Below are 14,280 nucleotides of genomic sequence, written 5' to 3' on the forward strand. Positions count from 1 at the left end.
GGAGCTGCTGCCCGTGAACACCGCTATCCATAGGGGCACCGCCAATCTTCAAGCCACTGATGCTAGAAGCCTGCCGATTCGCCAGGTGGCTTATCTGCGCAAGAACGCCGGTGACGTCGCGCAATCACTCATCTCGCGGGGCGTTCATAACCTCGCCGGCCACCTGATCGAGCAATGGGATCCGCGGCTCTCCCTCCCGTCCTTGAGCAACGTCTATCGTCTCTCCGGCGACGCCATCCGAATCAACAGCGTGGACGCCGGCAAGCGCTTGATCTTGCCGGGGCCGGCGGGCGAAGAACTTCAACGCTGGGACCCGCGCGGCAATCATTAGCGTACCCGCTACGATACTCAATTGCGCGCCGTGGCCGTCGATGAAAACGACCAACAGAACGTCGAAACCTTCAGCTATGCCGACGCATCGGCCGACACAGCCTTCAACTTGCGGGGCCAGATGGTCGCGCTGGTCGATCGCTCGGGCCGGCTCGACTTGAGCGGCTTCAGCCTGAAGGGTCAGCCACAGCGCGAAACCCGAACGATTGTCGATGCCCTAGGGCACTCGACCTGCCGGACCTTCAGCCCTCTGAACGTGGTACTGACCCAAACCGATGCCGGTGGGCACCATCAGCATTTGCATTACGACATCGCCGGGCAACTCAAACAGGTCTTTTTGCAACTCAAGGGCCGCGAGCAGCAATGTGTTCTTGCGGATGCGCAGTACGATGCCGCGGGCAAGGTTGTGGAACAGACCGCCGGCAACGGTGTGGTCAGCCAATGGTGTTATGACCCGGACGACGGTCGCCTCTGCATCCTGAAGGCCGGTAAACCCGACGAACCATTACGGCAAAACCTGCGTTACTTCTATGACCGGATGGGCAATGTCCTGCGCATTGAAGATCACGCCCTTGCCACGGTGCACTTCGCCAACCAGCGCATCGACGGGCACCGTGAATTCCGCTATGACTCGCTGTACCGGATGACCCGCGCCAACGGCTTCGAGGGTGAATGCCCTCACAAAGGACCGGGCGTGCCTGTTGTGATTTCCCCCCTCGATCCTGGCCCGCGCTTCAACTACACCGAAGAGTACGACTACGACACGGGCAACAACCTGATAGAACTGCGCCATTTGCGCGACCAACACTGCTTTACCCATCGGATGATGATCGACGCCGCCAGCAACCGCGGTGTGCGCCACGAAATAGATCAGCCGGCGCCGGATTTCGAAAAACTGTTCGACCTCGGCGGCAATCAGCTGTGTTTACAGCGTCATCAACCGCTGCACTGGAATGCCCGCGATCAACTGGAGAAGGTGACTTTAGTCGTCCATGACAATGAGCTGGCAGATGACGAAGAGACATATCACTACAGTCAAGGCGAGCGGGTGCGTAAACATCAAGTAACGCATACGCCGTCGGTCACTCACCGCCATACCGTTCTGTACCTGCCGAACTTTGAAATCCGTACCCGCAGCAGTGGCGAGCAATTGCACGTCATCACCCTGCCCCTCGCCTACGGCAGCGTGCGTTGCCTGCATTGGGTCACTGACGAGCATCCCGATCAGTTGCGCTACAGCCTGGATGATCACCTCGGTTCCTGCGTTCTGGAACTGGACCACCTCGGCGGCCTGATCAGCCACGAAGTGTATTACCCATTCGGCGGTACCGCATGGTGGGCCGCGCGCTCGGCGCTGGAGGCCAGCTTCAAGACCCTTCGTTATTCCGGCAAGGAAATGGACGCCTGCGGACTGTGTTATTTCGGGCTGCGCTATTACGCGCCCTGGTTGTGGCGCTGGATCAGCCCGGACCCTGAAGGGCCCGTGGATGGGCCGAATCTGTACGTGATGGTCGGTAACAATCCGATGCTGTACGTCGACAAGTCGGGCGCGATGAAGGCCGTGTTTGAACTGGCGAAGGATTTCGTCGGTGTCCTTGGCAAAGCCAAAAATGCCGCCGACCAGATCCACAATCTCGCGACGGAATTCGATGGCCTGGTTCCCGAAGGCGCCGATATTGCCGACGTTCGACAGAACATGACGCTGGGCAAATTCATCCTGTCCAAGCATGGCCTCAAATCGATTCTCAAAGGTGCCATTGCCGGCGGCAGCGTGGCGGCGGCGCTGGGCAGCGTAGTGCCTGGTGCGGGGACGGCCATTGGTGCTGCGGTCGGTATGGTGGTCGGTGCCATCGTGATGCCGTTGGCACGGTATTACTTTTTCAAGCGAGGTTTGAAGCTTGCGCAAACGCTGCATACCCAGGAAATAAGAGAGCACTTGAGTACCGCCGCCGACACCACGAAGAAAGTCGTCGACGGTGCACAAGATCTTTTGACTGGCGGCAGCGAGGTACTCGAAAAAATAAAAATCGGTGTAGCAAGCATCACGAGCTACACAGAGCCCCTGCAGGACATTTTTTACAAACAACTGGAGGAACTCACCTCCCCCCTGCAACGTGAAGTGATGGCGCTGATCAACACCGGTAGCGAACCTTTTGAAGCGATTACCAAAGTGCTGGAAATGGCGAAAACCGCTGTCGACCTACCAAGCGAAGCAGAAGGCGTGACCCAACGGCTGACCGAACTGGCCCGTGAAGCGGGAGTGACGACGGTAGAGAGGCCCGTGCCTAAACCCAGAAAGCTGACGCAGAAGTTGCAAAGAACACTCTCTGAGACATTCGTATGAACCGACGCACTTTCGAGCCGGCCCGATGAGCCAGAACCTCCACTATCGCACCGCCTCAGTCATTGCCCATGAGTCGCGGGAGTTGCCGGCGCGTCAAATTGCTTACCTGCGCAAGAGACCCGGTGACGCGCTTGAACCGCTGATCACCCGGCAACGCCATGACGTTATCGGCCACCTGGTGGAGCAATGGGACCCGCGCCTGGTCGATGCGCTCACGCCCAATCTGGCCAACGTTCATGGCCTGTCCGGACAACTGCTCAAAATCAGCAGCGTCGACGCCGGCTGGCGGATCAGCCTGCCGGGGCTGGCCGGGGAAATCCTCCAACGCTGGGATGCACAGGGCAGCCATTGGCGCACCGTGTATGACGATCAGTTGCGCGTCCTTGCCGTCGATGAAAACGACCAGCCGAATGTCGAAACCTTCCGCTACGCCGATGCCACCGCCGATAAGGCGTTCAACCTGTGCGGCCAGTTGGTCAGGCAGGTCGATCCCTCCGGCACACTGGAATGGCTCAGCTTTGGCCTGCACGGCCAGGCGCTACGCGACAGCCGCACGATCACCGGCGCCGGCGCCTTCCCTGGCAGTCGGACTTACAGCCCGCTCGGTACGCTGCTGACCCAGACCGATGCCGGCGATCATCAGCAACGCATGGTTTACGACCGCGCCGGGCAGCTGCAACAGGTGCAGCTACGGCTCGCCCCCACCGAGGCCTGGCTGCCCGTGCTGGAAGACGCGCGCTACAACGCCGCCGGCCAGATCATCGAGCAGCATGCCGGCAACCAGGTGCTCAGCACCTGGGCTTACGATGACGCCGATGGTCGTCTCACCACGTTGAAGGCCGGTGTGCCCGGGCAAGGCCTGCTCCAGCATTTTCAGTACGAGTACGACCGGGTCGGTAACGTGCTGCGCATCGACGATCTCATGTTCAAACCGGTGTACTTCGCCAATCAGCTCATCGATGGCCACCGCGAATTCAGCTACAACGCGCTGTACCAACTGACCCGCGCCACCGGCCATGACGCCGCCCCGAGCACCGGCTTGCCCGGACGCCCTTCGCCGACCGATCCCGCGAACCACCTCAACTACACCCAGCACTACGAGTACGACGACGGCGGCAATCTGATCACGTTGATTCATGAGCGTGACGTGGGCAATTACACCCACGAGATGTTCATCGACCCGACCAGCAACCGTGGGGTGCGCTGGAAACAAGGTGACCCCGAGCCGGTGTTCGACACCTTGTTCGACCACCATGGCAACCTCCTGGCCTCGGCGCCGGGAAGGCCTCTGGCCTGGAACAGCCGCGATCAACTGGCCCGGGCGACGCTGGTCGAACGAGACGACGGCCGGCACGATGACGAAGTCTTTCGCTACAGCCAGGGCGAACGGGTGTTCAAGCGCCATGAATGGCAAGCCGCGACCCTCACCCATTTTCATCAAGTGTTGTACTTGCCGGGGCTGGAGATCCGCACCCGCGACAACGGCGAAGAACTGCACGTCATCACCTTGCCGGGGGGCCGGGGCAGCGTGCGTTGCCTGCATTGGGTCAGCAACAAACCCGATGCAATCGCACAGAATCAGCTGCGCTACAGCCTCGACGACGAACTGGGCTCCTGCCTCATGGAGCTGGACCAGAACGTCCGGTTGATCAACCACGAAGGTTATTACCCGTTAGGCGGCACCGCCTGGCTGACAGCCGCCTCCCTCTTGGAGGTCGGCTACAAGACCATCCGTTACTCAGGCAAGGAAATGGATGAATGCGGGCTTTATCACTACGGCGCGCGTTATTACGCACCGTGGTTGCAGCGTTGGATGAACCCGGACCCGGCCTGGTCTGTGGACGGGCTGAATCTGTATGCCTTTGTGACGAACAACCCGATGCGTTATCGGGATAACGGCGGTACGCATAAGGAAGAGTCTGCCGAACAACAGATCATTGACACGTCAAATACGCTATCAACCGTCAATAGCGAGATGCAGAAGCTCAATTACCAACTCTACAATCTCACTCGAACCCGGGACATCTACAAAACCGCAGCCAAAAAACTGCTGTATAGCGTGGCGTCGTTTGCCGTCACTTTTCATTCGGGCGCCGCTGGCGCGGCGGTGGGTTCAGGCGTCGGCAGCCTGACGGGCCCGGCGGCCCCCGTAGCGGTGCCGGTCGCCGCGGCGGTGGGAGGTATTTTTGCCGCTGAAGCGGCAGCCAAATTCATGGATAAACTCGGCGACGAAACCGGACTGGGCTATACCATCACACCGGACCCGTCCGGTTTCTCGGTCAGTAACATCAAAAGCAAATCCCGCGCCGAGCCTTTCAGTGTGCAGGCCGTGGCGCAAAGCTTCAGCCCGAAAAACTCCGCGGGCCTGACAAAAACGGCCATCGAAACGACTGCCCGCGTCATCGGCAAACATCTCAAAGTGCCTTACCTCAAACAAACCCTGGCCATTGCCCGTCAGGCAACCCAACTGACCGAGGCGCTCAATGATTCCCTTGGCCAAGGCGATCTCGACAAGATATCCGCCAACCTCGATGCGCTGGACGCCTACCTCAATGACGTAGAAGCGCAAGCCAACGAAGCCCTTGAAACACTGGCAGACGCAGCCGTCTACGATGACCGGCTGATCGGCGCCGTGAACATGCCGATGAATTCGGGAGCCGTTGATCGTTCGAGGCTTGAACAGCAATTCAAAGTCGCACGAAGCGGGATCAAGCACGCCAGGAACCTGGTCGGAAGGGTCTCTCAGTACCTCGCCGAAAAAAGAGCGGCCTGACGGTTTGCACAGCAGCGCCGCCCCCTGAATACCGGGGGCGACGTCATGTTATGGTGCGCGCCCCTATTGCTGATTGTTTCAGACACCATGCTTGCTCGTTCGCGCACATTACGCCTGACGCTGTACACCTTGCTGATCGTTGCCGGTGCCGCACTGGCGGCCGGAATTGCCCTGCGTCACACCGAACGCCAAGCGCTGGTCGAGGACGCTGCGCGGGCCAATCAGCAACTGGCGCTCTACGCCAATTCCCTGCACACCCTGATTGATCGCTACCGCGCCCTGCCCGCCGTGCTGGCGCTGGACCCGGAGTTGCGCGCTGCGCTCAACGGTCAGGTCACGGCGGAACAACAGGACGCGTTGAACCGCAAACTGGAAAAAATCAACGGCGCCGCGCAGTCCTCGACCCTGGAACTGCTCGACCGCACCGGCCTCGCCGTGGCGGCCAGCAATTGGCGCTTGCCCAGCAGTTACGTCGGCCACAACTATGGTTTCCGCCCCTACTTCAGCCAGACCCGCACCCAGGGCACCGGGCGTTTTTATGCGGTGGGGGTGACCAGCGGCATTCCGGGCTATTTCCTGTCCAGCGCGGTCACCAGCGACAGCGGCGAGTTCCTCGGCGCGATGGTGGTGAAGCTTGAGTTTCCGGAACTGGAGCGCGAATGGCGTCAGGGCACCGACACGCTGCTGGTCAGCGATGCACGCGGCATTATCTTCATCGCCAATCAGCCGGGCTGGCGCTACCGCTCGTTGAAACCCTTGAGCGACAGCGATCACGCCGAGCTCAAGGCCACCCGCCAGTACGACAAACAACCGCTGACCCCGCTGGACTACCAATCGCTGCAGCGCTTTGACGACAACAGCGATCTGACGCGGGTCGTCGGGCCTGACGGCACGGCCAATTACCTGTGGGAATCGCTGCCGCTGAGCACGGAAGGCTGGACCCTGCACCTGCTGCGCCGCCCGCACGTCGCCTTCGAAGACAGCCGCAATGCCGCACTCGCCGCTGCCGGGCTGTGGCTGGCGCTGGTGTTTCTGTTGCTGTTCCTCAACCAGCGCTGGCGCCTGGCGAAAATGCGCCAGCGCAGCCGTGAAGAACTCGAACAATTGGTCGAAGAGCGCACCCGCGACCTGCGCACCGCTCAGGACGGTCTGGTGCAATCGGCCAAACTCGCGGCCCTCGGCCAGATGTCCGCCGCCCTCGCCCATGAAATCAATCAGCCACTGACCGCCCAGCGCATGCAACTGGCGACCTTGCGTCTGCTGCTCGATCACGGTCGGGTCGACGATGCCTACAAGGCGTTGAAACCGGTGGACGACATGCTGACGCGCATGGCCGCCCTCACCGGCCACCTGAAAACCTTCGCCCGCAAAAGCCCCAGCGGCTTGCGCGAACGTCTGGACCTGGCGGCGGTGGTGGACCAATCGCTGCAATTGCTCGACGCGCGCCTGCGTGATGAGCAGGTCAGCACCGTGCTGCACCTGACGCGTCCGGCGTGGGTGCGTGGCGATGCGATCCGCCTGGAACAGGTGTTGATCAATCTGCTGCGCAATGCCTTGGACGCGATGCAGGACAAACCCTGCAAACGCCTGGAAATCCGCCTCGAAGCCGACGAGCAACTCTGGCGCCTGACCGTCACCGACAATGGCGGCGGCATCGCCGAAGAGCATCTGCCGAACGTGTTCGATCCGTTCTTCACCACCAAACCGGTGGGTGATGGCCTGGGTCTTGGCTTGGCGGTATCGTTTGCCATCGTGCACGAATCGGGCGGTCGCCTGAGCGCCGACAATCATGCCAACGGCGCCGTGTTCACCGTGACTTTACCCATCGACCTGGAGGCCCACAGTCCATGCTGAATTCCGTGATGGTGGTCGACGACGAAAGCAGCATTCGCAGCGCCGTCGAGCAATGGCTGAGCCTGTCGGGTTTCGAGGTGCAACTGTTCAGCCGCGCCGATGAGTGCCTGGCGCAATTGCCCAGTCACTTTCCAGGGGTGATCCTCAGCGACGTGCGCATGCCCGGCATGACCGGCCTGGAGCTGCTGGCCGAAGTTCAGCGCCGTGATGCCGACTTGCCGGTGATTCTGCTGACCGGCCATGGCGATGTGCCGATGGCGGTCGACGCCATGCGCGATGGCGCCTACGACTTTCTGGAAAAACCCTTTAGCCCGGAAACCCTGCTGAGCAGCTTGCGCAGGGCGCTGGACAAGCGCCGGCTGGTGCTGGAAAACCGCGCCTTGCATGAGTTGGCCGACAACCGCGCCAAACTCGACGCGACGCTACTGGGCGTGTCACGCGGTTTGCAGACGTTGCGCCGACAGGTGCTGGATCTGGCGACGCTGCCGGTCAACGTATTGATCCGTGGTGAAACCGGCAGCGGCAAAGAGTTGGTCGCCCGCTGCCTGCACGACTTCGGGCCGCGCGCGGACAAGCCGTTTGTGGCGCTCAATTGCGCAGCGATTCCCGAGCAGTTGTTCGAGGCGGAATTGTTCGGCCATGAGAGCGGCGCGTTCACCGGCGCCTCGGGTAAACGTATCGGCAAGCTTGAATACGCCGATGGCGGCACGCTGTTTCTCGATGAAATCGAAAGCATGCCCCTCGCCCAGCAGGTGAAATTGCTGCGGGTGTTGCAGGAGCAGAAGCTTGAGCGGTTGGGCTCCAATCAGAGCATTCGCGTGGACTTGCGGATCATCGCCGCGACCAAGCCTGATCTGCTGGACGAGGCACGGGCCGGGCGTTTTCGCGAGGACCTGGCGTATCGCTTGAACGTCGCTGAATTGCGGTTGCCGCCCTTGCGCGAGCGGCGTGAAGACATTCCGTTGTTGTTCGAATCGTTTGCGCAGAAGGCCGCCGAGCGGTTGGGACGGACTTTTCCACCGTTGAGCGGCCCGCAGTTGAGCCATCTGCTGAGCCACGACTGGCCCGGCAATGTGCGCGAACTGGCGAACGTGGCCGAACGTCAGGTGCTGGGGCTGGGCGAGCCGGAACCGGCCGGCATCGATCCCGGCCAGTCGCTGGCGGCGCAGGCCGAAGCGTTCGAAGCGCATTGCCTGCGCGCGGCGCTGACCCGGCACAAGGGCGACGTGAAAGCGGTACTTGAAGAACTGCAACTGCCGCGCCGGACCTTCAATGAAAAGATGCAGCGGCATGGGCTGAGTCGGGAGATGTTCTCGTAGTGCCTGAACGGGCCCCTTCGCGGGCAAGCCTCGCTCCTACAGGGTTTGCGTCGTTTGCAATATTGTCGAGCGACACAAATACCGTAGGAGCGAGGCTTGCCCGCGAAGAGGCCAATGCAAGGGCGAGCCGGAACCGGTCGGCATCGATCCCGGCCAGTCGCTGGCGGCGCAGGCCGAAGCGTTCGAAGCGCATTGCCTGCGCGCGGCGCTGACCCGGCACAAGGGCGACGTGAAAGCGGTACTTGAAGAACTGCAACTGCCGCGCCGGACCTTCAATGAAAAGATGCAGCGGCATGGGCTGAGTCGGGAGATGTTCTCGTAGTGCCTGAACGGCCCTCTTCGCGGGCAAGCCTCGCTCCTACAGGGTTTGCGTCGTTTGCAATATTGTCGAGCGACACAAATACCGTAGGAGCGAGGCTTGCCCGCGAAGAGGCCAATGCAAGGGCGAGCCGGAACCGGTCGGCATCGATCCCGGCCAGTCGCTGGCGGCGCAGGCCGAAGCGTTCGAAGCGCATTGCCTGCGCGCGGCGCTGACCCGGCACAAGGGCGACGTGAAAGCGGTACTTGAAGAACTGCAACTGCCGCGCCGGACCTTCAATGAAAAGATGCAGCGGCATGGGCTGAGTCGGGAGATGTTCTCGTAGTGCCTGAACGGGCCCCTTCGCGGGCAAGCCTCGCTCCTACAGGGTTTGCGTCGTTTGCAATATTGTCGAGCGACACAAATACCGTAGGAGCGAGGCTTGCCCGCGAAGAGGCCAATGCAAGGGCGAGCCGGAACCGATCGGCATCGATCCCGGCCAGTCACTGGCGGCGCAGGCCGAAGCGTTCGAAGCGCATTGCCTGCGCGCGGCGCTGACCCGGCACAAGGGCGACGTGAAAGCGGTTCTGGAAGAACTGCAACTGCCGCGCCGGACCTTCAATGAAAAGATGCAGCGGCACGGGCTGACTCGGGAGATGTTCTCGTAGTGCCTGAACGGCCCCCTTCGCGGGCAAGCCTCGCTCCTACAGGGTTTGCGTCGTTTGCAATATTGTCGAGCGACACAAATACCGTAGGAGCGAGGCTTGCCCGCGAAGGGGGCCAATGCAAGGGCGAGCCGGAACCGGTCGGCATCGATCCCGGCCAGTCGCTGGCGGCGCAGGCCGAAGCGTTCGAAGCGCATTGCCTGCGCGCGGCGCTGACCCGGCACAAGGGCGACGTGAAAGCAGTACTTGAAGAACTGCAACTGCCGCGCCGGACCTTCAATGAAAAGATGCAGCGGCATGGGCTGACTCGGGAAATGTTCTCGTAGTGCCTGAACGGCCCCCTTCGCGGGCAAGCCTCGCTCCTACAGGGTTTGCGTCGTTTGCAATATTGTCGAGCGACACAAATACCGTAGGAGCGAGGCTTGCCCGCGAAGGGGCCAATGCAAACAACGCACATCCACGAGCCTGATAAGCAATTTTCCGCTCACGACCAGCCCGGCATAAGCGGATTTCCGCTCACTCAATCCCCGCAACCCCTCTAAACCAGCCCTCCTTGATCTGGCACACCTCCTGCTATAGCCCATGCAGGCTGCGTTTCAACGCGCTCCACAAAAACAATTAAACGAAGGATCCTTCAATGGATAACTCCAACGCCCTGCCCCTTGGGTCGGCTGCCGTGCCCGCCAAAGAAAGAACCACCGCCAGTCGCATCAAGTCGATCTTCAGCGGCTCTGTCGGCAACATGGTCGAGTGGTACGACTGGTACGTCTACGCTGCCTTCTCCCTGTATTTCGCCAAGGCCTTTTTTCCCAAAGGCGACACCACCGCACAACTGCTCAACACCGCCGCGATCTTCGCCGTGGGCTTCCTGATGCGCCCGATCGGTGGCTGGCTGATGGGCCTGTACGCCGACAAGGCCGGTCGCAAGAAAGCATTGATGGCTTCGGTGTACCTGATGTGTTTCGGCTCGCTGCTGATTGCCCTGAGCCCCGGTTATGAAACCATCGGCATCGGCGCACCGATCCTGCTGATTTTCGCCCGCCTGCTGCAAGGCCTGTCGGTCGGTGGCGAGTACGGCACCTCGGCCACCTACCTCAGCGAGATGGCGACCAAGGATCGTCGCGGCTTCTACTCCAGCTTCCAGTACGTGACCCTGATTTCGGGTCAGCTCATCGCCTTGGCGGTGTTGATCGTGCTGCAACAAGTCCTGACCACCGAAGAGCTGTACGCCTGGGGCTGGCGCATCCCGTTCGCCATCGGCGCGCTGTGTGCCGTGGTCGCGCTGTACCTGCGTCGTGGCATGGAAGAAACCGAGTCGTTCACCAAGAAAGAAAAGGCCAAGGAAAGCGCAATGCGCACCTTGATGCGCCACCCCAAGGAACTGATGACCGTGGTCGGCCTGACCATGGGCGGCACCCTGGCGTTCTACACCTACACCACGTACATGCAGAAATACCTGGTGAACACCGTCGGCATGAGCATCTCCGACTCCACCACCATTTCCGCCGCCACGCTGTTCCTGTTCATGTGCCTGCAACCGATCATCGGCGGCTTGTCGGATAAGGTCGGTCGTCGTCCGATCCTGATCGCCTTCGGCGTGCTCGGGACGCTGTTCACCGTGCCGATCCTGACCACCCTGCACACCATTCAATCCTGGTGGGGCGCGTTCTTCCTGATCATGGCGGCGCTGATCATCGTCAGCGGCTACACCTCGATCAACGCGGTGGTGAAGGCCGAACTGTTCCCGACCGAAATCCGTGCACTGGGCGTCGGCCTGCCGTATGCGCTGACCGTATCGATCTTCGGCGGCACCGCTGAATACATCGCGCTGTGGTTCAAGAGCATCGGCATGGAAACCGGTTACTACTGGTACGTGACGGCGTGTATTGCCGTGTCGTTGCTGGTGTACATCACCATGAAAGACACCCGCAAGCATTCGCGGATCGAGACGGACTGAGTCAGCCCGCGCAATAAAAACAGGGGCAGACCTTAACGGGTCTGCCCCTTTTGTTTGCAACCGACACAAAACCCGTATTTGAATCTCATCGCTGGAAATTATCCGTTCGTCCTTGCACCATGACTGCCTCCCGATCCTCCCGGAATATATGCCATGCCCGACGACATCCACTTCTACGAACCCGCCAACGGCCACGGCCTGCCGCATGACCCGTTCAACGCCATCGTCGGCCCGCGCCCAATCGGCTGGATTTCCTCCCAGGACGCCAACGGCCGCTTGAACCTGGCGCCTTACAGCTTCTTCAACGCCTTCAATTACATTCCGCCGATCATCGGGTTTTCCAGCGTCGGCCGTAAAGACAGCCTGAACAACATCGAGCAGACGGGCGAGTTCGCCTGGAACCTGGCCACCCGGCCACTGGCCGAGCAGATGAACCAGAGCTGCGCCATGGTCCCGCCCGAGGTCAACGAGTTCGAACTGTCAGGCCTGACACCGGTAGCGTCGAAAATCATCCAGGTGCCGCGCGTCGGCGAAAGCCCGGCGTCGTTCGAGTGCAAGGTCACGCAGATCATTCAGTTGCAGCGAGCGGACGGGAACGTGGTGCCGAGCTGGCTGATTCTGGGCGAAGTGGTCGCCGTGCATATCGCCAAGTGGCTGTTGAAAGACGGGGTGTACGACACCGCCGCGGCAGAACCGATTCTGCGCGGCGGTGGGCCAGCGGATTACTTTCAGCTGGGGCCAGAGGCATTGTTCAAAATGTGGCGCCCGGGGGCGGTCAAGTGATTACCAGAGCAGGTCGGCGCCTTCTTTGACGTCTTTGAGGCGGGTGAGCTCTTTGGCTGCGGCCAGATCAGCCTCGTTGGCCGTCTTGAAGATTTGCCCTTCAAGTACTTTGTGAAAGCGTGGCGCTTCGGTGCCACCGATGGCTTTGACGGCGATCGCGGCGTGGTAACCCCCCTCGCCCGGTACTACAGCGGAAACAGCTTCGAAATGATCAAAGGCTTTACGTGCCATGTCGCGGATCCTGGCTGATTGAGAATGCAGCCATTAAACCCTCAACCCGCCATTTTGTGTACCCACGACCCGGACTGCCCCCGCGCCTGGTCGGCCGACACGTCCTTGAAGGTATGAAAATCCAGGCTGTTGACCACCAACTCCTGCACCAGCTCGGCGAAAATCTCCATCGCCGGGGTGCCGAAATAGGCCGTCATCGCTTGCTGGTTCGTCCAGAAACCGGACACCAGCCACAACTCCGGATCGCATTGCGAATGCTGCAGGGAAAAACTCAGGCAACCCGGCGCGCTGCGGGACGGCTCGATCAAGGCGCTCAGGCGCGCACCGAGTTCTGCCGAACGCCCGGCACGGGCACGAACAAAAGCCATGTGACTGACGGGGATCTGCGTAGACATGTTCAACCCTCCCAGGGAGTCGAGTGGCAGCCGGGGGACGGGCTGCGACAGGATCAAAGGTTAAGCGCGCAGGGGGAAGCGCGGTTAGTCGATTCCTGCCGGCTTGTTGCACAATCCTGCGCGGCGTTTCGATAAACCTGTAACAACCTGTAAAAGCGTTCGTACCAACAAAACTCGGCTTTCAAGCAAGTTTCCCTGAGTTGCAGCAGCCATAGAGGCACCGCTGATCCACTCGATGCAGAATCAGGCAAGCTTGAGGCAGGATGTGTCTACCGCTCTGTCTTGCACAAACTTAAGCTGGCCTCATTACCAACGCCTCAACGAGGATGCCCGGCATGTCGTCGTTCGATCACTTTCAAGCCCCGCTGGATGCCGAGATGGAGAAACAGCGCGGCGAACTGGCCACTATCATCCGGCGCAACACCACGGACGATGGCACTTATGCCACTGCCGTCGGCTCGCTGTTCATGTCCAAACACAGCAAGTCCCATGAATTTGCCCCGGTGCTGGCCCAACCCGCGCTGTGCATCATGGCGCAGGGGCGAAAAGAGGTCAGGCTGGCCGACGAATACTTTAATTACGACCCGCTGAATTACCTGGTGGTGTCGGTTTCGATGCCGTTGAGCGGGCGGGTGGTGAACGTCACGTCGCAAGAACCGATTCTCGCGGTGCGACTGGATATTGATCCGGCTGAAATCACCGCGCTGATTGCCGACGCCGGCCCTTTGGGCGTACCGACCCGTCCCACCGGACGCGGCTTATATGTCGAACGGATCGATACGGCGATGCTCGACGCGGTGTTGCGTCTGGCGCGTTTGCTCGATACCCCGAAAGACATCGCCATGCTCGCACCGCTGATTCGCCGGGAGATTCTTTATCGGTTGTTGCGCAGTCAGCAGGGCCATCGGCTGTATGAGATTGCGATTGCCAATAGCCAGAGCCACCGCATCAGCCAGGCGATCAAGTGGCTTAACGGCAACTATGAGCAACCGCTGCGCATCGATGATCTGGCGAAGGAAGTGAACCTGAGCGTCTCGACGTTGCATCACCGGTTCAAGGCGATGACGGCGATGAGTCCGCTGCAGTATCAGAAGCAACTGCGCTTGCAGGAAGCGCGGCGGTTGATGCTGGCCGAAGGGCTTGAGGCTTCGGCGGCGGGGTATCGGGTGGGGTATGAAAGCCCGTCGCAATTCAGCCGGGAATACAGCCGGTTGTTTGGGGCACCACCGTTAAGGGATCTGGCGCGGTTGCGGTTGTCCGTTTGATCTGATTATTGTGCTGGTTTTGCCGGCCCTATCGCGAGCAGGCTCACTCCTACATAGGCCGGTGTA

Annotated in this window: 10 protein-coding genes and 4 pseudogenes; 12 read left to right on the forward strand and 2 right to left on the reverse strand. The window is 60.8% G+C overall.

Features of this window, described 5'->3' with window-relative positions; translation table 11 throughout:
* Positions 1–13: 13 nt before the first annotated feature.
* From RHP74_RS24370 to RHP74_RS24420, 11 genes and pseudogenes are all read left to right on the forward strand, one after another.
* A complete protein-coding gene (locus RHP74_RS24370) occupies positions 14–331 on the forward strand; it encodes a hypothetical protein (protein ID WP_311096484.1) in 318 nt (105 codons plus the stop codon).
* 30 nt (positions 332–361) lie between these two features.
* Positions 362–2,674, forward strand: a complete 2,313-nt coding sequence (locus tag RHP74_RS24375; RefSeq protein WP_311100548.1) for an RHS repeat-associated core domain-containing protein — start codon at positions 362–364, stop codon at positions 2,672–2,674.
* 25 nt (positions 2,675–2,699) lie between these two features.
* The gene (locus tag RHP74_RS24380) at positions 2,700–5,447 is read left to right on the forward strand and encodes an RHS repeat-associated core domain-containing protein (protein WP_311096486.1); all 2,748 of its coding nucleotides are present in this window, start codon (positions 2,700–2,702) and stop codon (positions 5,445–5,447) included.
* Positions 5,448–5,534: 87 nt separating this feature from the next.
* Positions 5,535–7,301, forward strand: coding sequence for an ATP-binding protein (locus RHP74_RS24385; protein WP_311096487.1), 1,767 nt, complete (start codon positions 5,535–5,537; stop codon positions 7,299–7,301).
* Entirely contained in the window at positions 7,295–8,620 is a 1,326-nt protein-coding gene (locus RHP74_RS24390; protein ID WP_311096488.1) for a sigma-54 dependent transcriptional regulator, read from the forward strand. Before RHP74_RS24385 ends, RHP74_RS24390 begins: the two co-directional genes overlap by 7 nt.
* Before the next feature lie 121 nt (positions 8,621–8,741).
* Positions 8,742–8,942, forward strand: a pseudogene (locus tag RHP74_RS24395) (helix-turn-helix domain-containing protein); the annotation flags it as partial.
* Positions 8,943–9,063: 121 nt separating this feature from the next.
* A pseudogene (locus tag RHP74_RS24400) lies at positions 9,064–9,264 on the forward strand (helix-turn-helix domain-containing protein); the annotation flags it as partial.
* A 121-nt stretch (positions 9,265–9,385) separates the two neighbouring features.
* Positions 9,386–9,586 (forward strand): annotated as a pseudogene (locus RHP74_RS24405) (helix-turn-helix domain-containing protein); the annotation flags it as partial.
* A gap of 122 nt (positions 9,587–9,708) precedes the next feature.
* Positions 9,709–9,909: pseudogene (locus RHP74_RS24410) on the forward strand (helix-turn-helix domain-containing protein); the annotation flags it as partial.
* A 311-nt stretch (positions 9,910–10,220) separates the two neighbouring features.
* The gene (locus RHP74_RS24415; RefSeq protein ID WP_010457563.1) at positions 10,221–11,540 is read left to right on the forward strand and encodes an MFS transporter; all 1,320 of its coding nucleotides are present in this window, start codon (positions 10,221–10,223) and stop codon (positions 11,538–11,540) included.
* Between the two features lie 153 nt (positions 11,541–11,693).
* The gene (locus RHP74_RS24420; RefSeq protein ID WP_311096489.1) at positions 11,694–12,323 is read left to right on the forward strand and encodes a flavin reductase family protein; all 630 of its coding nucleotides are present in this window, start codon (positions 11,694–11,696) and stop codon (positions 12,321–12,323) included.
* Here RHP74_RS24420 and RHP74_RS24425 read toward each other — a convergent pair whose 3' ends face one another.
* Entirely contained in the window at positions 12,324–12,554 is a 231-nt protein-coding gene (locus RHP74_RS24425; protein ID WP_200666893.1) for a hypothetical protein, read from the reverse strand.
* A 41-nt stretch (positions 12,555–12,595) separates the two neighbouring features.
* Positions 12,596–12,949 carry a putative quinol monooxygenase gene (locus tag RHP74_RS24430; RefSeq protein WP_077750448.1) on the reverse strand — a complete coding sequence of 118 codons (354 nt, stop codon included), beginning with the start codon at positions 12,947–12,949 and terminating at the stop codon, positions 12,596–12,598.
* 335 nt (positions 12,950–13,284) lie between these two features.
* Between RHP74_RS24430 and RHP74_RS24435 the strand changes: the two genes are divergently transcribed.
* Positions 13,285–14,214: an AraC family transcriptional regulator gene (locus RHP74_RS24435; protein ID WP_311096490.1), complete on the forward strand. Its 930-nt coding sequence runs from the start codon at positions 13,285–13,287 to the stop codon at positions 14,212–14,214.
* Positions 14,215–14,280: the final 66 nt, after the last annotated feature.

Origin of the sequence: Pseudomonas sp. SG20052 (genome assembly GCF_031766055.1) — a bacterium.
GTDB lineage: Bacteria > Pseudomonadota > Gammaproteobacteria > Pseudomonadales > Pseudomonadaceae > Aquipseudomonas > Aquipseudomonas mandelii.

What these genes read in the sequence shown, in the direction of transcription:
- RHP74_RS24425 (WP_200666893.1), bottom strand. Translation starts at nt 12,554, where the DNA reads ATGGCACGTAAAGCCTTTGATCATTTCGAAGCTGTTTCCGCTGTAGTA.
- RHP74_RS24415 (WP_010457563.1), top strand. Translation starts at nt 10,221, where the DNA reads ATGGATAACTCCAACGCCCTGCCCCTTGGGTCGGCTGCCGTGCCCGCC.
- RHP74_RS24435 (WP_311096490.1), top strand. Translation starts at nt 13,285, where the DNA reads ATGTCGTCGTTCGATCACTTTCAAGCCCCGCTGGATGCCGAGATGGAG.
- RHP74_RS24380 (WP_311096486.1), top strand. Translation starts at nt 2,700, where the DNA reads ATGAGCCAGAACCTCCACTATCGCACCGCCTCAGTCATTGCCCATGAG.
- RHP74_RS24420 (WP_311096489.1), top strand. Translation starts at nt 11,694, where the DNA reads ATGCCCGACGACATCCACTTCTACGAACCCGCCAACGGCCACGGCCTG.
- RHP74_RS24430 (WP_077750448.1), bottom strand. Translation starts at nt 12,949, where the DNA reads ATGTCTACGCAGATCCCCGTCAGTCACATGGCTTTTGTTCGTGCCCGT.
- RHP74_RS24390 (WP_311096488.1), top strand. Translation starts at nt 7,295, where the DNA reads ATGCTGAATTCCGTGATGGTGGTCGACGACGAAAGCAGCATTCGCAGC.
- RHP74_RS24385 (WP_311096487.1), top strand. Translation starts at nt 5,535, where the DNA reads ATGCTTGCTCGTTCGCGCACATTACGCCTGACGCTGTACACCTTGCTG.